The organism is Streptococcus sp. KHUD_015 (assembly GCF_051106265.1).
Taxonomy (GTDB): Bacteria; Bacillota; Bacilli; order Lactobacillales; family Streptococcaceae; genus Streptococcus.
This window is the reverse complement of the sequence record NZ_CP193665.1, coordinates 1,980,001-2,005,799: the sequence shown is the minus strand read 5'-3', so window position 1 is coordinate 2,005,799 and position 25,799 is coordinate 1,980,001. Positions and strand designations below refer to the sequence as shown.

At 43.2% G+C, this 25,799-nt stretch carries 18 protein-coding genes, 2 tRNA genes and 2 rRNA genes (1 of these 22 running past the window's edge); 18 read left to right on the top strand and 4 right to left on the bottom strand.

Annotation, left to right across the window (positions count from 1 at the left end; translation table 11 throughout):
• Window positions 1-89 precede the first annotated feature (89 nt).
• From pbp1b to ACORHU_RS09530, 6 genes are all read left to right on the top strand, one after another.
• On the top strand, window positions 90-2,537 hold the full coding sequence (pbp1b, locus tag ACORHU_RS09555) for a penicillin-binding protein PBP1B (RefSeq protein WP_434364445.1): 2,448 nt from the start codon (window positions 90-92) through the stop codon (window positions 2,535-2,537).
• 82 nt (window positions 2,538-2,619) lie between these two features.
• Entirely contained in the window at window positions 2,620-3,531 is a 912-nt protein-coding gene (locus ACORHU_RS09550; RefSeq protein ID WP_434364444.1) for a DMT family transporter, read from the top strand.
• A 228-nt stretch (window positions 3,532-3,759) separates the two neighbouring features.
• The gene (gene dapD / locus ACORHU_RS09545) at window positions 3,760-4,458 is read left to right on the top strand and encodes a 2,3,4,5-tetrahydropyridine-2,6-dicarboxylate N-acetyltransferase (RefSeq protein ID WP_000127460.1); all 699 of its coding nucleotides are present in this window, start codon (window positions 3,760-3,762) and stop codon (window positions 4,456-4,458) included.
• A gap of 67 nt (window positions 4,459-4,525) precedes the next feature.
• Window positions 4,526-5,656, top strand: coding sequence for an N-acetyldiaminopimelate deacetylase (locus ACORHU_RS09540; protein WP_434364443.1), 1,131 nt, complete (start codon window positions 4,526-4,528; stop codon window positions 5,654-5,656).
• Window positions 5,657-5,667: 11 nt separating this feature from the next.
• Complete coding sequence (locus ACORHU_RS09535; RefSeq protein ID WP_434364442.1) at window positions 5,668-6,207, top strand: 5-formyltetrahydrofolate cyclo-ligase; 540 nt, start codon at window positions 5,668-5,670, stop codon at window positions 6,205-6,207.
• The gene (locus tag ACORHU_RS09530; protein ID WP_434364441.1) at window positions 6,191-6,868 is read left to right on the top strand and encodes a rhomboid family intramembrane serine protease; all 678 of its coding nucleotides are present in this window, start codon (window positions 6,191-6,193) and stop codon (window positions 6,866-6,868) included. Before ACORHU_RS09535 ends, ACORHU_RS09530 begins: the two co-directional genes overlap by 17 nt.
• Before the next feature lie 219 nt (window positions 6,869-7,087).
• On the opposite strand, the gene galU is transcribed toward ACORHU_RS09530, so the two are convergent.
• From galU to argS, 4 genes are all read right to left on the bottom strand, one after another.
• Complete coding sequence (gene galU, locus ACORHU_RS09525; RefSeq protein WP_434364440.1) at window positions 7,088-7,987, bottom strand: UTP--glucose-1-phosphate uridylyltransferase GalU; 900 nt, start codon at window positions 7,985-7,987, stop codon at window positions 7,088-7,090.
• Window positions 7,988-8,008: 21 nt separating this feature from the next.
• The gene (locus tag ACORHU_RS09520) at window positions 8,009-9,025 is read right to left on the bottom strand and encodes an NAD(P)H-dependent glycerol-3-phosphate dehydrogenase (RefSeq protein ID WP_434364439.1); all 1,017 of its coding nucleotides are present in this window, start codon (window positions 9,023-9,025) and stop codon (window positions 8,009-8,011) included.
• A gap of 168 nt (window positions 9,026-9,193) precedes the next feature.
• On the bottom strand, window positions 9,194-9,439 hold the full coding sequence (locus ACORHU_RS09515; protein ID WP_434364438.1) for a MarR family transcriptional regulator: 246 nt from the start codon (window positions 9,437-9,439) through the stop codon (window positions 9,194-9,196).
• A gap of 252 nt (window positions 9,440-9,691) precedes the next feature.
• Window positions 9,692-11,383 carry an arginine--tRNA ligase gene (gene argS, locus ACORHU_RS09510; protein WP_434364437.1) on the bottom strand — a complete coding sequence of 564 codons (1,692 nt, stop codon included), beginning with the start codon at window positions 11,381-11,383 and terminating at the stop codon, window positions 9,692-9,694.
• Between the two features lie 135 nt (window positions 11,384-11,518).
• On the opposite strand from argS, the gene argR reads away from it, so the two are divergent.
• The 12 genes from argR to ACORHU_RS09450 all read left to right on the top strand — a co-directional run.
• Entirely contained in the window at window positions 11,519-11,965 is a 447-nt protein-coding gene (argR, locus tag ACORHU_RS09505) for an arginine repressor (protein WP_001231476.1), read from the top strand.
• 50 nt (window positions 11,966-12,015) lie between these two features.
• Window positions 12,016-14,550: a DNA mismatch repair protein MutS gene (gene mutS / locus ACORHU_RS09500; protein ID WP_434364436.1), complete on the top strand. Its 2,535-nt coding sequence runs from the start codon at window positions 12,016-12,018 to the stop codon at window positions 14,548-14,550.
• A gap of 145 nt (window positions 14,551-14,695) precedes the next feature.
• Complete coding sequence (gene patA, locus ACORHU_RS09495; RefSeq protein WP_414339109.1) at window positions 14,696-16,402, top strand: multidrug efflux ABC transporter subunit PatA; 1,707 nt, start codon at window positions 14,696-14,698, stop codon at window positions 16,400-16,402.
• A 1-nt stretch (window position 16,403) separates the two neighbouring features.
• The gene (gene patB, locus ACORHU_RS09490) at window positions 16,404-18,170 is read left to right on the top strand and encodes a multidrug efflux ABC transporter subunit PatB (RefSeq protein ID WP_434364435.1); all 1,767 of its coding nucleotides are present in this window, start codon (window positions 16,404-16,406) and stop codon (window positions 18,168-18,170) included.
• A 243-nt stretch (window positions 18,171-18,413) separates the two neighbouring features.
• Complete coding sequence (locus ACORHU_RS09485; RefSeq protein WP_001138296.1) at window positions 18,414-19,103, top strand: gamma-glutamyl-gamma-aminobutyrate hydrolase family protein; 690 nt, start codon at window positions 18,414-18,416, stop codon at window positions 19,101-19,103.
• 171 nt (window positions 19,104-19,274) lie between these two features.
• Entirely contained in the window at window positions 19,275-20,624 is a 1,350-nt protein-coding gene (locus ACORHU_RS09480) for a glucose-6-phosphate isomerase (RefSeq protein ID WP_000018269.1), read from the top strand.
• Between the two features lie 127 nt (window positions 20,625-20,751).
• On the top strand, window positions 20,752-22,212 hold the full coding sequence (gene gltX, locus ACORHU_RS09475) for a glutamate--tRNA ligase (RefSeq protein WP_434364434.1): 1,461 nt from the start codon (window positions 20,752-20,754) through the stop codon (window positions 22,210-22,212).
• 13 nt (window positions 22,213-22,225) lie between these two features.
• Window positions 22,226-22,660: a cytidine deaminase family protein gene (locus tag ACORHU_RS09470; protein WP_049534930.1), complete on the top strand. Its 435-nt coding sequence runs from the start codon at window positions 22,226-22,228 to the stop codon at window positions 22,658-22,660.
• Between the two features lie 133 nt (window positions 22,661-22,793).
• Window positions 22,794-22,865, top strand: a tRNA-Glu gene (locus tag ACORHU_RS09465).
• Between the two features lie 253 nt (window positions 22,866-23,118).
• Window positions 23,119-24,664 (top strand): 16S ribosomal RNA (locus ACORHU_RS09460).
• Window positions 24,665-24,715: 51 nt separating this feature from the next.
• Window positions 24,716-24,788, top strand: a tRNA-Ala gene (locus ACORHU_RS09455).
• Between the two features lie 124 nt (window positions 24,789-24,912).
• Window positions 24,913-25,799: ribosomal RNA gene (locus tag ACORHU_RS09450) — 23S ribosomal RNA — on the top strand (it continues 2,014 nt past the right edge of the window).
• Together the 16S and 23S rRNA genes with 2 tRNA genes alongside form the textbook arrangement of a ribosomal RNA operon.

The window sequence follows — 25,799 nt, the reverse complement described above, 5'->3', positions numbered from 1 at the left end:
TGGGCAATAGCCTAGCAGAATAGGGAAGAAAGTGGCTATTTTATTGAAAGTTTACCTTTTGTGGTATAATAAATAGAGTGAGGAAATCCATGCAAAATCAAGTAAATGAAATAAAACGAAAAATGCTGGAATTTTTCCAGCAAAAACAAAAAAATAAAAAATCAGCTAGACCTGGCAAGAAAGGTTCAAGTACCGAGAAATCTAAATCCTTAGAGAAGCCAGACATTTTTCCAGCTATTTTACTGAGTATAAAAGCCTTATTTAACTTGCTCTTTGTGCTCGGTTTTCTAGGAGGAATGTTGGGAGCTGGGATTGCTTTGGGGTACGGAGTGGCCTTATTTGACAAGGTACGGGTGCCTCAGACAGAAGAATTGGTACATCAGGTCAAGGATATCTCTTCTATTTCAGAGATTACCTATGCGGATGGGACGGTGATTGCTTCCATAGAGAGTGATTTGTTGCGCACTTCTATCTCATCTGAGCAAATTTCGGAAAATCTGAAGAAGGCTATCATTGCGACGGAAGACGAACACTTTAAAGAACATAAGGGTGTAGTGCCCAAGGCGGTGATTCGTGCGACCTTGGGGAAATTTGTAGGTTTGGGTTCCTCAAGTGGGGGTTCAACCTTGACCCAGCAACTGATTAAACAGCAGGTGGTTGGGGATGCGCCGACCTTGGCTCGTAAGGCGACAGAGATTGTAGATGCTCTTGCCTTGGAACGCGCCATGAATAAAGACGAGATTTTAACGACCTATCTCAATGTGGCTCCGTTTGGCCGAAATAATAAGGGGCAGAATATTGCAGGAGCTCAGCAGGCAGCCGAGGGGATTTTCGGTGTAGATGCCAGTCAGTTGACGGTTCCTCAAGCAGCATTTTTAGCAGGACTTCCGCAGAGTCCCATTACCTATTCTCCTTATGAAAATACTGGGGAGTTGAAGAGTGATGAAGACTTAGAAATAGGCTTGAGACGGGCTAAGGCAGTTCTTTACAGTATGTATCGTACAGGTGCCTTAAGTAAAGACGAGTATTCTCAATATAAGGATTACGATCTTAAACAGGACTTTCTCCCTTCAGCTACAGTCACAGGTGTGTCACGAGGCTATTTATACTTTACAGCCTTGGCAGAAGCTCAGGAACGTATATATGATTATCTAGTTCAGAGAGACAATGTTTCCGCTAAGGAGTTGAAAAATGAGGCAACTCAGAAGTTTTATCGCGATTTGGCAGCCAAGGAAATTGAAAATGGTGGTTATAAGATTACTACTACCATAGACCAAAAAATCCATTCTGCCATGCAAAATGCGGTTGCTGATTATGGCTATCTTTTAGACGATGGAACAGGTCGTGTAGAAGTAGGGAATGTCTTGATGGACAACCAAACAGGTGCTATTCTAGGCTTTGTAGGCGGTCGTAATTATCAAGAAAATCAAAATAATCATGCCTTTGATACCAAGCGTTCGCCAGCTTCTACTACCAAGCCTTTGCTTGCCTACGGTATTGCTATTGACCAGGGCTTGATGGGAAGCGAAACGATTCTATCTAACTATCCAACAAACTTTGCTAATGGCAATCCGATTATGTATGCTAATAGCAAGGGAACAGGAATGATGACCTTGGGAGAAGCTCTGAACTATTCATGGAATATCCCTGCTTACTGGACCTATCGTATGCTCCGTGAAAAGGGTGTTGATGTCAAGGGTTATATGGAAAAGATGGGCTACGAGATTCCTGAGTACGGTATTGAGAGTCTGCCAATGGGTGGTGGTATTGAAGTCACAGTTGCCCAGCATACTAATGGCTATCAGACTCTAGCAAATAATGGTTTATATCATAAAAAACATGTGATTTCTAAAATTGAAGCAGCAGATGGTAGAGTGGTGTATGAGTATCAGGATAAACCGGTTCAAGTCTATTCAAAAGCTACTGCGACAATTATGCAGGGCTTGTTGCGAGAAGTTCTATCCTCTCGTGTGACAACAACCTTCAAGACGAACCTGACTTCTTTAAATCCTACTCTGGCTAATGCAGATTGGATTGGGAAGACTGGTACAACCAACCAAGACGAAAATATGTGGCTCATGCTTTCGACACCTAGATTAACCCTAGGTGGCTGGATTGGGCATGATGATAATCATTCATTGTCACGTAGAGCAGGTTATTCCAATAACTCTAATTACATGGCTCATCTGGTAAATGCGATTCAGCAAGCCTCCCCAAGCATTTGGGGGAACGAGCGCTTTGCTTTAGATCCTAGTGTAGTAAAATCAGAAGTCTTGAAATCAACAGGCCAGAAACCAGGTAAAGTTTCTGTTGAAGGGAAAGAGGTAGAGGTCACAGGTTCGACTGTTACCAGCTATTGGGCTAATAAGGCAGGAGCGCCAGCGACCAGTTATCGCTTTGCTATTGGTGGAAGTGATGCGGATTATCAGAATGCTTGGTCTAGCATTATGGGGAGTCTACCAACTCCATCAAGCTCCAGCAGTTCAAGTAGTAGCTCTAGCGCTACACGACCTTCTTCTTCAAGGACGAGACGATAAGTTCTATGAACTGTGCTAAATGAAGTGGCAAATCAATGGATTGCCACTTTTTTCTTTTGTCCTTTCGTGTTACAATAAAGGTATGAATCAGTATCAGAAAAAGATTGTTAAAGGAACCATTTATTCGCTCCTATCCGGCTTGATATGGGGAATCTGTGGGATTTTAGGAGAGTACTTCTTTACTCATTACCAGGTGTCTTCGGGCTGGATTACCTCTATGCGTTTGACACTGGCAGGGAGTCTTGTGCTCATTTGGTCAGCAATGCAATTAAAATCGCAAGTGTTAGATATTTGGCGAGATAAGAAAAATTACCTTCCCTTTTTGGCCTATGCTATTTTGGGAATTTTCTCAGTCCAGTATTTTTTCTATCTCTGTGTAGAATTTTCTAATGCTGCTACAGCGACTATTTTACAGTTTATCAGTCCTGTCTTTATCCTCTTTTACAATCGCTTGGTTTATAAAAAACGAGCGTCAAAAAGCGCTATTTTCTATGTTTTGATTGCCATGCTGGGTGTTTGCCTGATGGCGACAAAGGGGGATCTCTCTCAGTTATCCATGACACCGCTAGCACTTGTGACGGGTTTGCTGAGTGCCATGGGGGTCATGTTTAATGTTATCTTGCCTCAGCCTTTTGCGAAGCGCTATGGTTTTGTACCCACGGTTGGGTGGGGGATGATTTTGGCCGGTTTATTTAGCAATGTCCTCTCTCCGATTTATCAGCTTTCCTTTACTCTTGATATTTGGAGTATCTTGATTTGCCTCATTATCGCTTTCTTTGGAACGGCTTTTGCTTTTTTTATTTCCATGAAGGCTGTGTCCTTGGTTTCTCCTTTGGTGGTTTCCGTTATCAGTGCCAGTGAACCTCTCTCTTCTGCTCTCTTGAGTGTTTTGTTCTTAGGATTGGTAGTGGATTGGTCCCTTCTTCTAGCTATGGCCTTGATTATTTTGCCTATGATTTTCTTATCGATAGAAGAAGCGAAAGAAAGTAAATAAAAAGTCTTTTCTTAATTCTAAAAGTGTGCTATACTAGAATAGTCAATAAAACACGGGGAGATAGTTGTGAAGAGTGTTTTTAGGTTGTATCGGTAGGGGCTTGCTTTTACCGACAGCACGTTTTATCTCACATCCCTAAAAATCATACCTAAAAACAAACAAAAAGGCTTCAAATTTGAGGCCTTTTTTGGTAGAATAGGTATCATTAAAATGAACTAGGAGGCGCCTATGACTGCTACAAAAATGAACGCACAAGAAATTATCCAATTTATCGCCAATGCTGAAAAGAAAACCAGTGTGAAAGTAACTTTTGAGGGACAACTCGCAACTGCTGTACCAAGCTCTGTTGTTAAACTAGGTAATGTCCTATTCGGAGATTGGAAGGACGTGGCTCCGCTTCTCGATGGTTTGGTAGAAAATCAAGACTATGTTGTTGAGCAAGACGCTCGTAATTCTGCAGTTCCTTTGCTAGATAAACGTGCTATCAATGCTCGTATTGAGCCGGGTGCTATTATCCGTGATCAGGTTGAAATTGGTGACAATGCTGTTATCATGATGGGAGCGGTTATCAATATCGGTGCTGAAATTGGTGCAGGAACCATGATTGACATGGGTGCTATCCTTGGTGGCCGTGCTATCGTGGGGAAAAACAGCCACGTTGGTGCAGGTGCCGTTCTTGCAGGTGTGATTGAGCCAGCTAGCGCAGAACCAGTCCGTGTTGGAGATAATGTTCTCATCGGTGCCAATGCAGTGGTTATCGAAGGGGTCCAAATCGGTAGCGGTTCAGTTGTCGCAGCAGGAGCTATTGTTACCCAAGATGTCCCAGAAAACGTGGTGGTAGCAGGTGTTCCAGCTCGTATCATCAAAGAGATTGATGCCCAAACCCAACAAAAAACAGCGCTAGAGGATGCGCTTCGTACCTTATAATTGTAAAAGTAATAAAGAGGCGGAACCCTTCTTCCAGCCTCTTTCTGCTATATCGGAGGATAGATAGATGTTAGATTTGATTCAGACTAGACGAGATTTGCACCAGATTCCAGAGATTGGCTTGGAGGAGTTCAAGACTCAGGCTTATCTGCTGGATGTAATTGAAAAATTGACTGCGGGCAAGGATTTTGTCCAAGTTCGAACTTGGCGGACAGGGATTTTGGTTTATTTGCAGGGAAGTCAGCCAGAGCGTACTATTGGTTGGAGGACAGACATTGATGGCCTGCCTATCGTCGAACAAACAGGACTTCCTTTCGCTTCTCACCACCAAGGTCGCATGCACGCCTGTGGACATGATTTCCACATGACCATTGCCTTGGGCTGTCTTGAGCGAGCCCTTGAGGAGCAACCAAAGAACAATCTGCTCTTTCTGTTTCAGCCTGCTGAAGAAAATGAAGCTGGTGGCATGCTCATGTATGAGGATAGCGCTTTTGGAGACTGGTTGCCAGACCAGTTTTATGGACTCCATGTGAGACCAGATTTGAAAGTCGGCCAGATTGCGACTAATACTCATACACTCTTTGCAGGAACTTGCGAGGTGAAGATCCGTTTCAAAGGCAAAGGTGGCCACGCAGCCTTTCCGCATGAAGCCAATGACGCTTTGGTGGCGGCTAGTTACTTTGTGACCCAGGTGCAGTCAGTTGTCAGCCGCAATGTCAACCCAATCGAGGGAGCGGTGGTGACCTTTGGTCTTTTCCAAGCTGGAACAACCAACAATGTTATAACAGACACAGCCTTTTTACATGGAACTATTCGGGCATTGACACAGAACATGAGTCTCTTGGTGCAAAAGAGGGTCAAAACAGTTGCAGAAGGTGTTGCGGCAGCCTTTGATATGGAAGCCGAAGTAGAACTCAAACAAGGGGGCTACTTGCCTGTTGAGAACAATCCAGCCTTGGCGCGTGAACTGATGAATTTCTTTGAAGAAAAAGACGGAATCGAGTTGATTGATATCGAACCTGCTATGACTGGTGAGGACTTTGGTTATCTCCTTTCAAAGGTTGATGGTGTTATGTTTTGGCTAGGTATCGATAGTCCCTACGCTCTTCATCACCCTCAAATGAGTCCCAAGGAAGAGGCTTTAGCTATTGGGGTGGATGCGGTCTCTAGTTTCCTGAAAAAGAAGGCAGCAGAGTAGAGGTTTTGTCTATGAAATCGGAATTACGCAAGCAAGTCTTGCACGAAATGAAGGCTATCCCTCGAACTCAAAAAGTTACTATGGATCTAGCTTTAACGGATCAATTTTTGAAACACCCCTCTTACCAAGAAGCCAAGGTCATCGCAACCTATCTCTCTTTTCCTCATGAGTTTCAAACTCAGGAACTGATTGACCAGGCGCTGAAGGATGGCAAGAAGGTTCTGATACCTAAAACCTATACCAAGGGGCGCATGGACTTTGTGGTCTATCATCCGCAACAACTGGTCAAAACTTCCTTTGGCTTACTGGAACCACAGGGAGATTTGGAAGTTGTGGCTGCATCTCAGATTGATTTGGTTCATGTTCCAGGGTTAGCTTTTACGACGGAAGGATATCGGATTGGATACGGTGGAGGTTATTATGATCGCTATCTAGAACATTTTTCTGGTCATACTTTGAGTACGATATATCTTTGTCAAGTTCAGCAATTCATGCCTGAAAATCATGATATTCCTGTTCAGGAGGTACTGATTGATGAAAGAAATCTTTGATAGGCGTTACCCTGTGACGAGTTTCTTCCTCTTAGTGACAGCCTTGGTATTTCTACTAATGTTGGTGACCACAGGTGGAAACTTTGACAGGGCAGATACCCTATTTCGATTTGGAGCCATGTACGGACCTGCCATTCGCCTCTTTCCTGAGCAGATTTGGCGTCTCTTTTCTGCCATTTTTGTTCATATTGGGTGGGAGCATTTCATTGTTAATATGCTTTCGCTCTATTATCTTGGTAGGCAAGTAGAGGAAATTTTCGGATCCAAGAAGTTTTTCTTTCTCTATCTCTTATCAGGAATGATGGGGAATCTCTTTGTTTTTGTATTTAGCCCCAAATCATTAGCAGCAGGAGCCTCGACTTCTCTCTATGGGCTATTTGCTGCAATTATTGTTCTTCGCTATGCAACGCGTAATCCTTATATCCAACAGCTAGGGCAATCTTATCTGACGCTTTTTGTGATTAACATTATTGGAAGTGTTCTGATTCCAGGAATCAGCCTAGCAGGCCATATCGGGGGAGCAGTTGGTGGAGCATTTCTAGCAGTTATCTTTCCAGTTCGAGGAGAAAGACGGATGTATAGCGCTAGTCAGAGACTGGTAGCAGTAGTGTTGTTCGTAGGACTCGCAGTTTTGTTTTTCTACAAGGGAATGGGAATGTGACGAAGTTGAAAGAAAATTTGTGTAATGAAAAAAGATAAGGCATTTTTTGTACCTTATCTTTTTTGTTTTATACTCAATGAAAATCAAAGAGCAAACTAGGAAACTAGCCGCAGATTGCTCAAAGCACTGCTTTGAGGTTGTAGATCGAACTGACGAAGTCAGTAACCATACCTACGGTAAGGCGACGCTGACGTGGTTTGAAGAGATTTTCGAAGAGTTTTATTCCTTCTCAGCCAATTCTTTTCCCAGTTGGATGATGTAATCTTTCAAGTCATCTTTGACTTGTGGGTGCTTGAGGGCATAGTCAATAGATGTTTTCATAAAGCCAAACTTATCCCCAACGTCGTAACGAGCTCCTGTAAATTCACGGGCGAAAACACGTTGTGTTTTATTAAGCGTATCAATAGCGTCGGTAAGTTGGATTTCATTTCCAGCACCGGGAGCTTGATTTTCTAAGATATCAAAAATCTCAGGTGTGAGAAGATAGCGACCAATAATAGCTAGATCACTTGGAGCATCTTCTGGAGCTGGTTTTTCAACGAAAGTTTCGACACTGTAGAGACCATTAATCCCTTCGCCTTGAGGCGCGATAACTCCATATGCTGAAACTTCTTCATGAGGGACAGGCATAACAGCAATTGTTGATGCGTGAGTCGACTCGTAATCATTCATCAATTGTTTTGTCAAAGGTACAGCGTGGTCATCTGTGATATCCATTAGGTCGTCACCAAGCATGACAACGAAGGGCTCATTCCCTACAAAAGCTTTTGCTTGTAAGACAGCATCGCCAAGACCACGAGGATGGCTTTGACGGATAAAGTGAAGGCGAATGCCAGTTGTTTCGTCTACTAATTTTAGCAAGTCATGTTTGCCTTTTTCTTTGAGGTTGTATTCAAGCTCAAAGTTTGAGTCAAAGTGGTCTTCAATAGAACGTTTTGATTTACCAGTGACAACCAGAATATCTTCAATACCTGATTTAAGAGCTTCTTCGACGATAAATTGGATAGTTGGTTTGTCCACAATTGGCAACATTTCTTTAGCAAGTGCTTTGGTTGCTGGTAAAAATCGAGTCCCGAGTCCAGCGGCAGGGATGACTGCCTTTCTAACTTTTGATGTCATAAAAATCCTTTCTTTAGAGGGTTAAGACCACTCATTTTCTGCTTTAAATTCATTGTTCATGATGTCATAAATGGCATCTTTGATATTGGTTCCGTGGTAAATAACTTGGTAAATGGCCTGTGTAATTGGCATATAGACTCCAAGTTCTTGCGCTAGTTCATAGGCTGCTCGAGTCGTTGAGATTCCTTCAATTACCATGCCCATATTGGCTTCGATATCGGCTAGGGATTCTCCACGACCAAGAGCATCTCCGGCTCTCCAGTTACGAGAGTGGATGGAGGTTCCCGTTACGATCAAATCTCCCACACCAGACAAGCCACTATAGGTCAATGGACTGGCCCCGAGTGCTACCCCTAAGCGGGTAATTTCTGCCAATCCTCGAGCGATGATGGCTGCCTTAGCGTTGTCACCAAATCCTAAACCATGTAAGGCTCCAGCACCGACAGCGATAATATTTTTAAGAGCACCGGCAGTTTCGACTCCAATAACATCCGTATTGGTATAAAGTCGGAAATAGTGATTACTAAAGAGCTTCTGAACGTATTGAGCTGTTTGTAAATCTTTAGAAGCAGCAGTGATTAAAGTCAGGTCACGCACAATGGTCTCTTCTGCATGACTAGGCCCTGATACAACGACGATATCACTACGGAGATGCTCAGGAATTTCTTCTTCAAGGATAGTTGATAATCGTTTATGGCTATCAGGTTCTAATCCCTTTGATGCGTGCATGATGATAGCCTTATGATCCAAGGTTTGTGCAACTTGTTGGGCGACAAGTCGTGTTACTTTTGTTGGGACAACAAACAAAATCGCATCTACATCTTTCAGTGCCTCTGCTAAGTCAGTGTAGGCAATGATATTTTCATCTAGAACGACATCTTTAAAGTAGTGTTTATTAGTATGATAGGTATTAATTTCATTGATTTGCTCGGGAAGATTTCCCCAAATACGTACCTCGTGTCCATTGTCATTTAAGACTTGTGAAAGGGCAGTTCCCCAAGAACCAGGCCCCAAGATGGCGATGGTTTGTTTTTCCATGATTTCCTCCTTGATAGAGTCCTTTCCATTATTCTATCATATTCTAGAGGATTTTGCACTTGCATTGTTGGGGAGTGGTGGCTTTGTTACTTGAAAAATACACAAAAACCGAGACTCAGTATTAAACTCTTAGTCTCGGTTTTGATATTCCTTAAAGAATAGCTCGGTTTATTTCAATTGATCTGTAATGTCTTTTGATAGCAACATTCCCAGATGATAAGTTTTATTGATATATGCAATGACATCATTGATATTTTCAGTCGTTTGAATTTTCTCTTTGATGTCAGTCCTAAATGTTTCATCCTTTAACAGTTGTTCTTGGTAGAGTTTTTGCAGTCTCTCCTTCTCGTACTTATTGAGCAGAAAAAGGAAAACCAAACTAATCACAACGAGGACATAAGCATATTGGCTCATAGGATATCTCCCTGTATGGTAAAGAAGTAGTAGTGAGTAGATTGAATTAGTGAAGCAGTTAGCTAGTCCGCAGATAAGCGGCTAGCGTCTAACAATTAGGAACTTTAGTTCCAATAACTTTAAGATTACGACATGAACCAAACCAAATCGATATTATTTGGTTTGGTGAATTAGTGAAGCGTTTAGGCAATTCGCCATATAGCGATTGCCGTCAAGAGACTAGGAACTTTAGTTCCAGTCTCTTGTAACGATTTACATCTTCTCTGGCGCTTCTACTCCAAGCAAGCGAAGGGCCTCTTTGAGAACGACTGCAGTTGCGTAGCTGAGGGCTAGACGGCTGTCGCGTTCTGGGCTTTCATCCAAGATACGCGTATGTGCATAGTATTTGTTAAAAGCTTGAGCCAGGCTAATTGCAAATTTAGCAATGATAGAAGGTTCAAAATTATCTGCTGCACGATTGATAATACGTGGGAAGTCTTGGAGTATTTTAATGATTTCCCAGCTTTCAGCATCATTCAGGCTGTAGTTGCCAGCCGTATTTGGTTTGAAATCGGCTTTGCGCAAGATAGATTGGATACGAGCGTAGGCATATTGAACGTAAGGTCCAGTTTCACCCTCGAAGGATACCATGGCCTCTAGGTCGAAGTCGTATCCATTTGTACGGTCGGTTTTGAGGTCATAGAACTTAATGGCTCCAACCCCAACAGCATGCGCTACCTGGTCTTTGTTTTCTAGTTCAGGATTTTTAGCCTCGATTTGGGCTTTGGCACGACTAACGGCCTCTGCAACAGTAGGTTCTAGCAAGATGACATTCCCTTTACGAGTAGAGAGTTTTTTCCCTTCTTTTGTAACTAAACCAAAAGGAACGTGAGTAATGTCGTCACTCCAATCGTAGCCCATCTCTTGCAAGACAGCTTTGAGCTGTTTAAAGTGGGCAGATTGCTCTTGACCAACAACGTAGATGGATTTAGCAAATTGGTATTCGTTTTTACGGTAAAGGGCTGCAGCCAAGTCACGTGTGATGTAGAGAGTTGCACCATCAGATTTCTTGATGAGGGCTGGATGTTCAATTCCATATTTCTCAAGGTTGACAACTTGGGCACCTTCTGATTCAATAAGAAGCCCTTTTTCAGAAAGAATGTCTACAACTGCATCCATCTTATCGTTGTAGAAAGCTTCTCCATTGTAGCTGTCAAATTCAACTTGCAATTCATTGTAAAGACGGTTAAATTCCACCAAACTTTCATCACGGAACCATTGCCAAAGAGCGAGAGCTTCCTCATCTCCATTTTCAAGTTTACGGAACCATTCGCGCGCTTCTTCATCCAAGCTAGGGTCATTTTCAGCCTCAGCATTGATGCGGACGTAGAGTTTAAGGAGTTCATCAATTGGATGAGCTTTTACAGCTTCTTCGTCACCCCATTTTTTGTAGGCAACAATCAGCATCCCAAACTGCTTACCCCAGTCTCCTAAATGATTGACCTTGACCGTTTGATAACCGATTTTTTGGAAAATATGTGACAAGCTATCTCCGATAACAGTTGAGCGTAGGTGACCAATAGAAAATGGTTTAGCGATATTGGGACTAGACATGTCGATCACAACATTTTCTTGTTTACCAATATGTTGGTCAGCATAGTGTTCTTTTTCAGTGATAACAGCTTGTAATACTTGAGCAGAAATGGCAGATTTATCAAGGAAAAAGTTAACGTAAGGTCCCGTTGCAACAACCTTTTCAAAGGCTTGGCTGTTAATCTTTTCAGCTAGTTCAGCCGCAATCATTTGAGGTGCTTTACGTTCGACTTTTGCAAGTGAAAAAGCAGGGAAAGCAATGTCTCCCATTTCTGAGTTTTTAGGGGTTTCCAGTAAATTTAAAATAGCCTCTTGGTCCAGGCTATCAATGATGCTAGCCAACTCGCTAGCAATCAATTCTTTTGTATTCATTAAGAGCTCCTTTTTGGACTTTTCTACTATTTTATCACAATTTTAAAGAAAGAAGAAAAAATTTTTGAAATCTCCTATTTTTTTGGTATAATATAGTTATAAAATTAGTTATAAATATTCACATAAGAGGATTTTATGAGAAAAAGAGATCGTCATCAGTTAATAAAAAAAATGATTACTGAGGAGAAATTAAGTACACAAAAAGAAATTCAAGACCGGTTGGAGGCGCACAATGTTTTTGTGACGCAGACAACCCTGTCTCGTGATTTGCGCGAAATCGGCTTGACCAAGGTCAAGAAAAATGATATGGTGTATTATGTACTAGCAAATGAGACAGAAAAGATTGATTTGGTGGAATTTTTGTCTCATCATTTAGAAGGTGTTGCAAGAGCAGAGTTTACCTTGGTGCTTCATACCAAATTGGGAGAAGCCTCTGTTTTGGCAAATATTGTAGATGCAAACAAGGATGAATGGATTTTAGGAACAGTTGCTGGTGCCAATACCTTATTGGTCATTTGTCGAGACCAGCACGTTGCCAAACTCATGGAAGATCGTTTGCTAGATTTGATGAAAGATAAGTAAGGTCTTGGGAGTTACTCTCAAGACTTATTTTTGACAAGGAGAGACGGACAATGGCGACAGAAAAGCTATCACCCGGCATGCAACAGTATGTGGATATTAAAAAGCAATATCCAGATGCTTTTTTGCTCTTTCGGATGGGTGATTTTTATGAATTATTTTATGAGGATGCGGTCAATGCTGCGCAGATTCTGGAAATTTCCTTAACGAGTCGCAACAAGAATGCGGACAATCCGATTCCTATGGCGGGTGTTCCCTATCATTCTGCCCAACAGTACATCGATGTCTTGATTGAGCAGGGCTATAAGGTAGCTATCGCAGAGCAGATGGAAGATCCTAAACAAGCAGTTGGGGTTGTGAAACGAGAGGTTGTTCAGGTCATTACGCCAGGGACAGTGGTCGATAGCAGTAAGCCGGATAGTCAGAACAACTTCTTGGTTGCTATAGATCGTGATGGCAGTCAATTTGGTCTAGCTTATATGGACCTGGTGACGGGTGACTTTTATGTGACAGGTCTTTTGGATTTCACGCTGGTTTGTGGGGAAATCCGCAATCTCAAGGCTCGAGAAGTGGTGCTGGGTTATGACCTGTCTGAGGAAGAAGAACAAATCCTCAGTCGTCAGATGAATCTGGTGCTCTCTTATGAAAAAGAAGGCTTTGAAGACCTTCATTTACTGGATTCACGATTGGCAGCTGTGGAGCAATCGGCCTCTAGTAAGCTACTCCAGTATGTTCATCGGACTCAGATGAGGGAATTGAACCACCTCAAGCCTGTTATCCGCTATGAAATCAAGGATTTCTTGCAGATGGATTATGCGACCAAGGCTAGTCTGGATTTGGTTGAGAATGCTCGGTCAGGCAAGAAGCAGGGCAGCCTTTTCTGGCTTTTAGATGAAACCAAAACGGCTATGGGTATGCGGCTCTTGCGGTCTTGGATTCATCGTCCCTTGATTGATAAGGAGCGAATCGTCCAACGCCAAGAAGTGGTGCAGGTCTTTCTCGACCATTTCTTTGAGCGTAGTGATTTGACAGACAGTCTCAAGGGTGTTTATGACATTGAGCGCTTGGCTAGTCGTGTTTCTTTTGGCAAAACCAATCCTAAGGATCTCTTGCAGTTGGCGACTACCTTGTCTAGTGTGCCACGGATTCGTGCGATTTTAGAAGGGATGGAGCAACCTGCTCTAGCTTATCTCATCGAACAACTGGATGGAATTCCTGAGTTGGAGAGCTTGATTAGCGCAGCGATTGCTCCTGAAGCTCCCCATGTGATTACAGATGGGGGAATTATCCGAACTGGATTTGATGAGACTTTAGACAAGTACCGTCGCGTTCTCAGAGAAGGGACTGGATGGATTGCTGAAATTGAGGCTAAGGAGCGAGAAAACTCTGGTATTAGTACGCTCAAGATTGACTACAATAAAAAAGATGGCTATTATTTCCATGTGACCAATTCGCAACTGGGAAATGTGCCAGCCCATTTTTTCCGCAAGGCGACGCTGAAAAACTCAGAACGCTTTGGAACCGAGGAATTAGCTCGTATCGAAGGCGACATGCTGGAGGCGCGTGAGAAGTCAGCCAATCTAGAATACGAAATCTTTATGCGTATTCGTGAGGAAGTCAGCAAGTACATCCAGCGTTTGCAGGCTCTAGCTCAAGGAATTGCGACAGTTGATGTCTTACAGAGTCTGGCGGTTGTGGCTGAAACCCAGCATTTGATTCGACCTGAATTCAGAGATGATTCGCGAATTGATATCCAGAAAGGGCGCCATGCTGTCGTTGAAAAGGTCATGGGGGCTCAGACCTATATTCCCAATACGATTCAGATGGCAGAAGATATTAGTATTCAACTGATTACAGGGCCAAACATGAGCGGGAAGTCAACCTACATGCGTCAGTTAGCCATGACGGCGGTTATGGCCCAGCTGGGTTCTTATGTGCCAGCGGAAAGCGCCCATTTACCGATTTTTGATGCCATTTTTACCCGTATCGGAGCAGCAGATGACTTGGTTTCAGGCCAATCAACCTTTATGGTGGAGATGATGGAGGCCAACAATGCTATTTCGCATGCAACAAAGAATTCCTTGATTCTCTTTGATGAGTTAGGTCGTGGAACTGCAACTTATGACGGTATGGCTCTTGCTCAGTCTATCATCGAATACATTCATGAGCATATCGGAGCCAAGACCCTCTTTGCGACCCACTACCATGAGTTGACTAGTCTAGAGTCCAGCCTGGAACACTTGATCAATGTTCACGTGGCAACCTTGGAGCAGGATGGGCAGGTCACCTTCCTTCACAAGATTGAACCAGGACCAGCCGATAAATCCTATGGTATCCATGTTGCCAAGATTGCTGGCTTGCCAGCAGACCTTTTAGCAAGGGCGGATAAGATTTTGACTCAGTTAGAGAATCAGGGTACAGAAAGCCCAGATACTATGAAACAAACAAGTGCCGTCACTGAACAGATTTCACTCTTTGACGCGCCAGCAGACCATCCTATCCTAACAGAATTAGCTAAACTGGATGTTTACAATATGACACCTATGCAGGCTATGAATGTCTTGGTCGAGTTAAAACAAAAATTATAAAGAATGAACTATTTGTCATTCTAGCTGTATCAAGGAGACTTCTTTGACAATCCCCCACTTTTTTGCTAGAATAACATCACACAAACAGAATGAGAAGGAGCTGACACATTGTCGCTCCCTTTTGTCTATTTTTTAAGGAGAAAGTATGCTGATTCAGAAAATAAAAACCTACAAGTGGCAGGCCTTGGCTTCGCTCCTGATGACAGGCTTGATGGTTGCTAGTTCACTTTTGCAACCGCGTTACCTGCAGGAAGTGTTAGACGCCCTACTTGCTGGGAAATATGAAGCTATTTATAGTATCGGGGCTTGGTTGATTGGTGTGGCCTTGGTCGGTTTGGTTGCTGGTGGGCTTAATGTTATCCTTGCAGCCTATATTGCCCAAGGAGTTTCATCTGACCTTCGGGAGGACGCCTTCCGTAAAATCCAAACCTTTTCTTATGCCAATATTGAACAATTTAATGCGGGAAATCTAGTCGTTCGAATGACAAATGATATCAACCAGATTCAGAACGTGGTCATGATGACCTTCCAAATTCTTTTCAGACTTCCCCTCTTGTTCATCGGTTCGTTTATCCTTGCGGTTCAAACTCTTCCTTCGCTGTGGTGGGTGATTGTTCTCATGGTGGTCTTGATTTTTGCCTTGACTGCTGTCATGATGGGGATGATGGGGCCACGTTTTGCCAAGTTTCAAACCCTTCTTGAACGCATTAATGCCATTGCTAAGGAAAATTTGCGTGGCGTTCGTGTGGTCAAGTCCTTTGTCCAAGAAAAAGAGCAGTTTGCTAAGTTTACAGAGGTTTCAGACGAGCTACTCGGTCAAAATCTTTACATCGGTTATGCCTTTTCAGTAGTGGAACCTTTTATGATGTTGGTCGGTTATGGGGCGGTCTTCCTCTCTATTTGGCTAGTTGCAGGGATGGTTCAGTCGGATCCGTCAGTTGTTGGATCCATTGCTTCCTTTGTCAATTACCTAAGCCAGATTATCTTTACCATTGTTATGGTTGGATTTTTGGGAAATTCTGTCAGTCGTGCTATGATTTCTATGCGTCGTATTCGAGAAATTCTTGACGCAGAACCAGCCATGACCTTCAAGGATGTCCCAGATGAAGAGTTGGTTGGAAGTCTTAGCTTTGAAAATGTGACCTTTACCTATCCAATGGACAAGGAACCGATGCTGAAAGATGTGAGCTTTACTATTGAACCTGGTCAAATGGTTGGTGTAGTTGGGGCGACTGGTGCAGGAAAATCAACCTTGGCTCAATTGATTCCACGTCTCTTTGACCCACAGGCAGGGGCTATCAAAATTGGAGGCAAGGATATTCGCGAAGTGAGTGAAGGGACCCTGCGTAAAACTGTTTCTATTGTTCTCCAACGTGCCATTCTCTTTAGTGGAACCATTGCAGATAACCTGAGACAGGGCAAAGGAGATGCTACTCTATTTGAAATGGAGCGAGCAGCCAATATTGCCCAAGCTAGTGAATTCATTCATCGTATGGAGAAAACCTTTGAAAGTCCAGTTGAGGAACGAGGAACCAATTTCTCAGGTGGGCAAAAACAAAGGATGTCGATTGCACGTGGTATTGTCAGCAATCCACGTATTCTGATTTTTGACGATTCGACCTCAGCCTTGGATGCTAAGTCAGAGCGCCTGGTTCAGGAAGCCTTGAATAAGGAATTGAAGGGAACGACAACCATTATCATCGCGCAAAAGATTAGCTCGGTTGTTCACGCGGATAAAATCTTGGTTCTAGATCAAGGCCGATTGATTGGTCAAGGGACGCATGCAGACTTGGTTGCCAACAATGCTGTTTACCGTGAAATCTATGAAACACAGAAAGGAAAGGAGGAGTAAAATGAAGACAGTTCAGTTCTTTTGGCATTATTTTAAAGTCTATAAGCTATCATTTGTAGTTGTCATTCTGATGATTGTTCTGGCGACTCTTGCCCAAGCCCTCTTTCCAGTCTTTTCTGGACAAGCAGTGACGCAGCTAGCCAATTTAGTTCAAGCTTATCAAGATGGCAATCCAGAACTTGTTTGGCAGAGTCTATCAGGAATCATGATCAATCTTGGTCTGCTGGTTTTGGTTCTATTTATCTCCAGTGTCATATACATGTGCCTCATGACGCGCGTGATTGCAGAATCGACCAACGAGATGCGCAAAGGCCTATTTGGGAAGCTTGCGCGATTGACGGTTTCATTCTTTGACCGCCGACAAGATGGAGATATCCTGTCTCGTTTTACCAGTGATTTGGATAATATCCTCCAAGCCTTTAACGAGAGCTTGATTCAGGTCATGAGCAATATTGTTTTATACATTGGTCTGATTCTTGTCATGTTTTCGAGAAGTGTGACTCTGGCTCTCATCACCATTGCCAGCACACCAGTAGCCTTCCTCATGCTGATTTTCATCGTGAAAATGGCACGCAAATACACTAACCTCCAGCAAAAAGAGGTAGGGAAACTCAACGCCTATATGGATGAGAGTATCTCAGGCCAAAAAGCTGTCATTGTTCAAGGAATTCAAGAGGATATGATGGCAGGATTTCTTAAACAAAATGAGCGCGTGCGCAAGGCAACCTTTAAAGGAAGAATGTTCTCTGGAATTCTGTTCCCTGTCATGAATGGGATGAGTCTGGTCAACACAGCTGTCGTCATCTTTGCTGGTTCAGCTGTACTTTTGAATGATAAGACTATTGAAACAAGTACAGCCCTAGGTTTGATTGTTATGTTTGCCCAATTTTCACAGCAGTATTATCAGCCTATTATTCAAGTTGCGGCTAGTTGGGGAAGTCTTCAGTTAGCCTTTACAGGGGCTGAACGGATTCAGGAAATGTTTGATGCAGAGGAAGAAATCCGACCTGAAAAGGCTCCAATCTTCACTAAGTTGCAAGAAGGTGTTGAAATCAGTCACATTGATTTTTCATATTTGCCTGATAAACCTATTTTGAAAGATGTCAGCATTTCCGCTCCGAAAGGACAGATGACCGCAGTTGTTGGGCCGACGGGTTCAGGAAAAACCACTATTATGAACCTCATCAATCGCTTTTATGATGTTGATGCTGGTGGCATTTATTTTGATGGGAAAGATATTCGTGACTATGATTTAGATAGTCTCAGAAGTAAGGTGGGAATTGTTTTGCAAGATTCCGTTCTTTTTAGCGGAACCATTCGAGACAATATCCGTTTCGGTGTGCCAGATGCCAGTCAGGAAATGGTTGAGGCAGCAGCCAAAGCAACCCATATTCATGACTATATCGAAAGCCTACCTGATAAATACGATACCCTTATAGATGATGACCAGAGCATCTTCTCAACGGGACAGAAACAATTGATTTCTATCGCTCGAACCCTGATGACAGATCCAGAAGTTCTCATTCTCGATGAAGCAACTTCAAACGTAGATACGGTGACAGAAAGCAAGATTCAGCATGCCATGGAGGCGGTTGTAGCAGGCAGAACCAGTTTCGTCATTGCTCACCGTTTGAAGACCATCCTCAATGCAGACCAGATTATTGTCCTCAAAGATGGAGAAGTTATTGAACGTGGTAATCACCATGAACTCTTAAAACTAGGTGGATTCTACTCAGAACTCTATTACAATCAATTTGTCTTTGAATAAAAAAAAAGTTGTCCTATGGGGCAGCTTTTTCTTGTCCATAAAAAATATTTATCACATCCTTAAAAAAAACATATTAGACGAAAGTCATTTTGAGTGATATGATAGGACTATCGTTATACTCAATGAAAATCAAAGAGCAAACTAGGAAGCTAGCCGCAAGCTGTACTTGAGTACGGTGAGGCGATGCTGATGTGGTTTGAATTTGATTTTCGAAGAGTATTAACATTCGAAAGGAGAGACATCATGCCTAGAACGATCGTAGGAGTTGCTGCAAATCTATGTCCCGTAGACGCAGAAGGCAAAAACATTCATTCATCTGTATCTTGTAGATTCGCAGAGAGTATTCGTCAAGTCGGTGGTCTCCCTTTAGTCATTCCTGTTGGTGATGAGTCAGTTGTACGCGATTATGTAGAAATGATTGATAAACTCATATTGACAGGTGGACAAAATGTCCATCCTCAGTTTTATGGAGAGAAAAAGACCATTGAGAGCGATGATTACAATCTGGTCCGTGATGAATTTGAATTGGCACTCTTGAAGGAAGCGCTCCGTCAGAATAAACCAATTATGGCAATCTGCCGTGGTGTTCAACTTGTCAATGTTGCCTTTGGTGGAACCCTCAATCAAGAAATCGAAGGTCACTGGCAAGGACTACCTTTCGGAACATCTCACTCTATTGAGACAGTGGAGGGAAGCGTGGTGGCTAAGCTATTTGGGAAAGAAAGTCAGGTCAACTCCGTCCATCGTCAAAGCATTAAAGATTTGGCACCTAATTTCCGTGTAACTGCTATTGATCCAAGAGATCAGACCATCGAAGCAATTGAGTCTATCGATGAGCACCGCATTATCGGTTTGCAGTGGCATCCAGAGTTTCTGGTTAATGAAGAAGATGGCAATTTAGAATTATTTGAGTATTTATTGAATGAACTGTAACGGCTGGAACATCTAGTCGTTCTTTCTTTTTATTATTTCAAAATTTTTGGAATGTGGGATTTTTACGCAAACGTTTGAATTCTGATAAAAATTGGAGAAATTCGACAAAAAAACTTGAAAAAAACGAAGGTAAGCGTTATGATAGAAAAGAAGAAATATTGGAGGAATAACATGTCACATATTAAATTTGATTATTCAAAAGTTTTAGACAAATTTGTTGCACCACATGAAGTGGAATACATGCAATCACAAGTAACAGCAGCAGATGAATTGATCCGTAAAGGAACTGGTGCTGGTAGCGATTTTTTGGGATGGTTGGACCTTCCTGAAAACTACGACCGTGAAGAATTCGACCGCATCTTGAAAGCTGCTGAGCAAATCAAATCAGACAGCGATGTTTTGGTTGTTATCGGTATCGGTGGATCTTACCTTGGTGCCAAAGCAGCAATCGACTTCTTGAATCACCATTTTGCTAACTTGCAAACAAAAGAAGAACGTAAAGCTCCACAAATCCTTTACGCAGGAAACTCAATCTCATCTACTTACCTTGCTGACTTGGTAGAGTATGTTGCAGACAAAGACTTCTCAGTAAACGTAATTTCTAAATCAGGTACAACAACTGAGCCAGCTATCGCTTTCCGTGTCTTCAAAGAACTCTTGGTTAAGAAATACGGTCAAGAAGAAGCAAACAAACGTATCTATGCAACAACTGACCGCCAAAAAGGTGCTGTTAAGGTTGAAGCAGATGCCAACGGTTGGGAAACATTTGTGGTTCCAGATGACATCGGTGGACGCTTCTCAGTATTGACAGCTGTTGGTTTGCTTCCAATCGCTGCTTCAGGAGCTGACATCAAAGCCCTTATGGAAGGTGCTAACGCAGCTCGCAAAGACTACACTTCAGATAAAATCTCTGAAAACGAAGCTTACCAATACGCAGCAGTTCGTAACATCCTTTACCGTAAAGGCTATGCAACTGAAATCTTGGTAAACTATGAGCCATCGCTTCAATACTTCTCAGAGTGGTGGAAACAATTGGCTGGTGAATCAGAAGGAAAAGACCAAAAAGGTATCTACCCAACTTCAGCCAACTTCTCAACTGACTTGCACTCACTTGGTCAATTTATCCAAGAAGGAACTCGTATCATGTTTGAAACAGTTGTCCGTGTTGACAAACCTCGTAAGAACGTGATTATCCCTACTTTGGAAGAAGATCTTGATGGACTTGGTTACCTTCAAGGAAAAGACGTTGACTTTGTAAACAAAAAAGCAACTGACGGTGTTCTTCTTGCCCACACAGATGGTGATGTACCAAACATGTACGTGACTCTTCCAGAGCAAGATGCTTTCACTCTTGGTTACACTATCTACTTCTTCGAATTGGCTATCGCTCTTTCAGGTTACTTGAATGCTATCAACCCATTTGACCAACCAGGTGTTGAAGCTTACAAACGTAACATGTTTGCCCTTCTTGGAAAACCAGGATTTGAAGAATTGAGCAAAGAACTTAACGCACGTCTATAATAGAAGAAAAGAGTGGTTTGTCCACTCTTTTTACTCTCTTTATCCATAGAAATTGGACTCAGCCAAGACTTGTGATATAATATAGAGAGCAAAAAGGCAGACGCCTAGAGACTTTATAGGAGAAACTATGTCAAAAGATATCCGCGTACGTTACGCACCAAGTCCGACAGGACTACTACACATCGGGAATGCCCGTACAGCATTGTTCAACTACTTGTATGCACGTCATCATGGTGGAACTTTTATCATTCGTATCGAAGATACTGACCGTAAACGACATGTCGAAGATGGTGAACGTTCGCAGCTTGAAAACCTTCGATGGTTAGGTATGGATTGGGATGAAAGTCCAGAAACACATGAGAATTATCGCCAGTCTGAGCGTTTGGACTTGTATCAAAAATACATCGACAAACTGTTAGCTGAAGGAAAAGCCTACAAATCTTACGTTACAGAAGAAGAGTTAGCAGCTGAACGTGAACGCCAAGAAGCAGCTGGTGAAACACCTCGATATATCAACGAATACCTTGGTATGAGTGAAGAAGAAAAAGCAGCTTACATCGCAGAACGTGAAGCAGCAGGGATCATCCCAACTGTTCGTTTGGCTGTCAATGAGTCAGGTATCTACAAGTGGCATGATATGGTCAAAGGTGATATCGAATTTGAAGGTGGCAATATCGGTGGTGACTGGGTTATCCAAAAGAAAGACGGTTACCCAACATACAACTTTGCCGTTGTCGTCGATGACCATGATATGCAAATTTCTCACGTAATCCGTGGAGACGACCACATTGCTAATACACCAAAACAGCTCATGGTTTATGAAGCACTTGGTTGGGAAGCGCCAGAGTTTGGTCACATGACCTTGATCATCAACTCTGAAACTGGGAAAAAATTGTCTAAACGTGACACCAATACCCTTCAATTTATCGAAGACTACCGTAAAAAAGGTTATTTACCAGAAGCAGTCTTTAACTTTATTGCTCTTCTTGGTTGGAACCCAGGTGGAGAAGATGAAATCTTCTCTCGTGAAGAACTCATTAAACTTTTCGATGAAAACCGCCTGAGCAAGTCTCCAGCAGCCTTTGATCAGAAGAAACTCGACTGGATGAGCAATGATTATATCAAGAATGCAGACCTAGAAACTATCTTTGAAATGGCAAAACCATTCTTAGAGGAAGCAGGCCGATTGACTGATAAGGCTGAAAAATTAGTTGAACTCTATAAACCACAAATGAAATCAGTAGATGAGATTATTCCATTGACAGATCTCTTCTTCTCAGATTTCCCAGAATTGACAGAAGCAGAGCGCGAAGTCATGGCAGGGGAAACAGTCCCAACAGTTCTTGAAGCCTTCAAAGCAAAACTCGAAGCGATGACAGATGATGAATTTGTAACAGAGAATATCTTCCCACAAATTAAAGCAGTTCAAAAAGAAACAGGTATTAAAGGGAAAAATCTTTTTATGCCTATTCGTATCGCTGTTTCAGGTGAAATGCATGGACCAGAATTACCAGATACTATCTTCTTGTTAGGCCGTGAAAAATCAATCCAGCATATTGAAAATATGTTAAAAGAAATCTCTAAATAAGAAGGGTACAATAATGGACATCTGGGAAAAGATGTACGAAGAAGCACAGAAGCTATACGATCCACACGAAGTATCTGATTTTGTTTACGCTAACCATGTTGTGGCGTCCGTAGAAGCAGAAGATGGACAAATATTTACAGGATTCTGTATGGAGGGAACCTGTGGTGTTTTCCATCTCTGCGCAGAGCGGGCAGCACTCTTCAATATGTACCAATTCTCGGGACAAACTAAGGTTAAAAAAGTATTAGCCTTTCGAGACAAACCACCTTATGGTGGAAGTTCGGGTATGCCTTGTGGCGCTTGCAGAGAGTTCCTCTTAGAGTTGAACGCTGAAAATAAAGATGCAGAATTCATGATGGACTACAATAGAAGAAAGACTGTTAAAGTTGCAGAACTAATGCCCTATTGGTGGGGAGGAGAACGTGCTTCTAAGTTTAATGAGAAATAGAAGAGTCAGTACAATTCTGGCTCTTTTTACTATAATTTGAAAAACGAATTGAAAAATTTATAAAAAGTTTAAAAAAGTAGTTGACAAAAAACAAAAAGGCTGTATAATAGTAAGAGTTGAAAATAACAACTCTGGTCCGTTGGTCAAGGGGTTAAGACACCGCCTTTTCACGGCGGTAACACGGGTTCGAATCCCGTACGGACTATGGTATGTTGCGGATGGAACACTTAATGAAAAAAAGTTTTAAAAAAACTAAAAAAAGTTTCAAAAAAGTGTTGACAAGCGAAAGCGACTGTGATATACTAATATAGTTGTCACTTGAGAGAAGTGAGTGACAAAGACCTTTGAAAACTGAACAAGACGAACCAATGTGCAGGGCACTACAACTAAGGTTGTAGTACTGAACAATGAAAAAACAATAAATCTGTCAGTGACAGAAATGAGTGAGAACTCAAACTTTTAATGAGAGTTTGATCCTGGCTCAGGACGAACGCTGGCGGCGTGCCTAATACATGCAAGTAGAACGCTGAAGGAGGAGCTTGCTTCTCCGGATGAGTTGCGAACGGGTGAGTAACGCGTAGGTAACCTGCCTGGTAGTGGGGGATAACTATTGGAAACGATAGCTAATACCGCATAATAGCAGTTGTTGCATGACAACTGTTTGAAAGGTGCAATTGCACCGCTACCAGATGGACCTGCGTTGTATTAGCTAGTTGGTGGGGTAACGGCTCACCAAGGCGACGATACATAGCCGACCTGAGAGGGTGATCGGCCACACTGGGACTGAGACACGGCCCAGACTCCTACGGGAGGCAGCAGTAGGGAATCTTCGGCAATGGACGGAAGTCTGACCGAGCAACGCCGCGTGAGTGAAGAAGGTTTTCGGATCGTAAAGCTCTGTTGTAAGAGAAGAACGAGTGTGAGAGTGGAAAGTTCACACTGTGACGGTATCTTACCAGAAAGGGACGGCTAACTACGTGCCAGCAGCCGCGGTAATACGTAGGTCCCGAGCGTTGTCCGGATTTATTGGGCGTAAAGCGAGCGCAGGCGGTTAGATAAGTCTGAAGTTAAAGGCTGTGGCTTAACCATAGTACGCTTTGGAAACTGTTTAACTTGAGTGCAAGAGGGGAGAGTGGAATTCCATGTGTAGCGGTGAAATGCGTAGATATATGGAGGAACACCGGTGGCGAAAGCGGCTCTCTGGCTTGTAACTGACGCTGAGGCTCGAAAGCGTGGGGAGCAAACAGGATTAGATACCCTGGTAGTCCACGCCGTAAACGATGAGTGCTAGGTGTTAGACCCTTTCCGGGGTTTAGTGCCGTAGCTAACGCATTAAGCACTCCGCCTGGGGAGTACGACCGCAAGGTTGAAACTCAAAGGAATTGACGGGGGCCCGCACAAGCGGTGGAGCATGTGGTTTAATTCGAAGCAACGCGAAGAACCTTACCAGGTCTTGACATCCCTCTGACCGCTCTAGAGATAGAGTTTTCCTTCGGGACAGAGGTGACAGGTGGTGCATGGTTGTCGTCAGCTCGTGTCGTGAGATGTTGGGTTAAGTCCCGCAACGAGCGCAACCCCTATTGTTAGTTGCCATCATTTAGTTGGGCACTCTAGCGAGACTGCCGGTAATAAACCGGAGGAAGGTGGGGATGACGTCAAATCATCATGCCCCTTATGACCTGGGCTACACACGTGCTACAATGGCTGGTACAACGAGTCGCAAGTCGGTGACGACAAGCTAATCTCTTAAAGCCAGTCTCAGTTCGGATTGTAGGCTGCAACTCGCCTACATGAAGTCGGAATCGCTAGTAATCGCGGATCAGCACGCCGCGGTGAATACGTTCCCGGGCCTTGTACACACCGCCCGTCACACCACGAGAGTTTGTAACACCCGAAGTCGGTGAGGTAACCGTAAGGAGCCAGCCGCCTAAGGTGGGATAGATGATTGGGGTGAAGTCGTAACAAGGTAGCCGTATCGGAAGGTGCGGCTGGATCACCTCCTTTCTAAGGAAAAGGAACTGCGCATTGGTCTTGTTTAGTCTTGAGAGGTCTTGTGGGGCCTTAGCTCAGCTGGGAGAGCGCCTGCTTTGCACGCAGGAGGTCAGCGGTTCGATCCCGCTAGGCTCCATTGGTGAGAGATCACCAAGTAATGCACATTGAAAATTGAATATCTATATCAAATAGTAACAAGAAAATAAACCGAAAACGCTGTAGTATTAATAAGAGTTTATGACTGAAAGGTCAAAAAATAAGGTTAAGTTAATAAGGGCGCACGGTGGATGCCTTGGCACTAGGAGCCGAAGAAGGACGTGACAAACGACGATATGCCTTGGGTAGCTGTAAGTAAGCGATGATCCAGGGATTTCCGAATGGGGGAACCCAACAGGTACTACCTGTTACCCGCATCTGTTAAGGATGTGAGGAGGAAGACGCAGTGAACTGAAACATCTAAGTAGCTGCAGGAAGAGAAAGCAAAAGCGATTGCCTTAGTAGCGGCGAGCGAAACGGCAGGAGGGCAAACCGAAGAGTTTACTCTTCGGGGTTGTAGGACTGCAATGTGGACTCAAAGATTATAGAAGAATGATTTGGGAAGATCAGCCAAAGAGAGTAATAGCCTCGTATTTAAAATAGTCTTTGTACCTAGCAGTATCCTGAGTACGGCGGGACACGCGAAATCCCGTCGGAATCTGGGAGGACCATCTCCCAACCCTAAATACTCCCTAGTGACCGATAGTGAACCAGTACCGTGAGGGAAAGGTGAAAAGCACCCCGGGAGGGGAGTGAAATAGAACCTGAAACCGTGTGCCTACAACAAGTTCGAGCCCGTTAATGGGTGAGAGCGTGCCTTTTGTAGAATGAACCGGCGAGTTACGTTATGATGCGAGGTTAAGTTGAAGAGACGGAGCCGTAGGGAAACCGAGTCTGAACAGGGCGAATTAGTATCATGACGTAGACCCGAAACCATGTGACCTACCCATGAGCAGGTTGAAGGTGCGGTAAGACGCACTGGAGGACCGAACCAGGGCACGTTGAAAAGTGCTTGGATGACTTGTGGGTAGCGGAGAAATTCCAAACGAACTTGGAGATAGCTGGTTCTCTCCGAAATAGCTTTAGGGCTAGCGTCGACATTAAGATTCTT

Coding starts and splice junctions, on each gene's coding strand:
- mutS (WP_434364436.1), top strand. CDS start 12,016: ATGGCGACAGAAAAGCTATCACCCGGCATGCAACAGTATGTGGATATT.
- ACORHU_RS09480 (WP_000018269.1), top strand. CDS start 19,275: ATGTCACATATTAAATTTGATTATTCAAAAGTTTTAGACAAATTTGTT.
- ACORHU_RS09515 (WP_434364438.1), bottom strand. CDS start 9,439: ATGAGCCAATATGCTTATGTCCTCGTTGTGATTAGTTTGGTTTTCCTT.
- patA (WP_414339109.1), top strand. CDS start 14,696: ATGCTGATTCAGAAAATAAAAACCTACAAGTGGCAGGCCTTGGCTTCG.
- ACORHU_RS09485 (WP_001138296.1), top strand. CDS start 18,414: ATGCCTAGAACGATCGTAGGAGTTGCTGCAAATCTATGTCCCGTAGAC.
- ACORHU_RS09540 (WP_434364443.1), top strand. CDS start 4,526: ATGTTAGATTTGATTCAGACTAGACGAGATTTGCACCAGATTCCAGAG.
- dapD (WP_000127460.1), top strand. CDS start 3,760: ATGACTGCTACAAAAATGAACGCACAAGAAATTATCCAATTTATCGCC.
- patB (WP_434364435.1), top strand. CDS start 16,404: ATGAAGACAGTTCAGTTCTTTTGGCATTATTTTAAAGTCTATAAGCTA.
- ACORHU_RS09470 (WP_049534930.1), top strand. CDS start 22,226: ATGGACATCTGGGAAAAGATGTACGAAGAAGCACAGAAGCTATACGAT.
- argR (WP_001231476.1), top strand. CDS start 11,519: ATGAGAAAAAGAGATCGTCATCAGTTAATAAAAAAAATGATTACTGAG.
- ACORHU_RS09535 (WP_434364442.1), top strand. CDS start 5,668: ATGAAATCGGAATTACGCAAGCAAGTCTTGCACGAAATGAAGGCTATC.
- argS (WP_434364437.1), bottom strand. CDS start 11,383: ATGAATACAAAAGAATTGATTGCTAGCGAGTTGGCTAGCATCATTGAT.
- galU (WP_434364440.1), bottom strand. CDS start 7,987: ATGACATCAAAAGTTAGAAAGGCAGTCATCCCTGCCGCTGGACTCGGG.
- ACORHU_RS09550 (WP_434364444.1), top strand. CDS start 2,620: ATGAATCAGTATCAGAAAAAGATTGTTAAAGGAACCATTTATTCGCTC.
- ACORHU_RS09530 (WP_434364441.1), top strand. CDS start 6,191: ATGAAAGAAATCTTTGATAGGCGTTACCCTGTGACGAGTTTCTTCCTC.
- gltX (WP_434364434.1), top strand. CDS start 20,752: ATGTCAAAAGATATCCGCGTACGTTACGCACCAAGTCCGACAGGACTA.
- ACORHU_RS09520 (WP_434364439.1), bottom strand. CDS start 9,025: ATGGAAAAACAAACCATCGCCATCTTGGGGCCTGGTTCTTGGGGAACT.
- pbp1b (WP_434364445.1), top strand. CDS start 90: ATGCAAAATCAAGTAAATGAAATAAAACGAAAAATGCTGGAATTTTTC.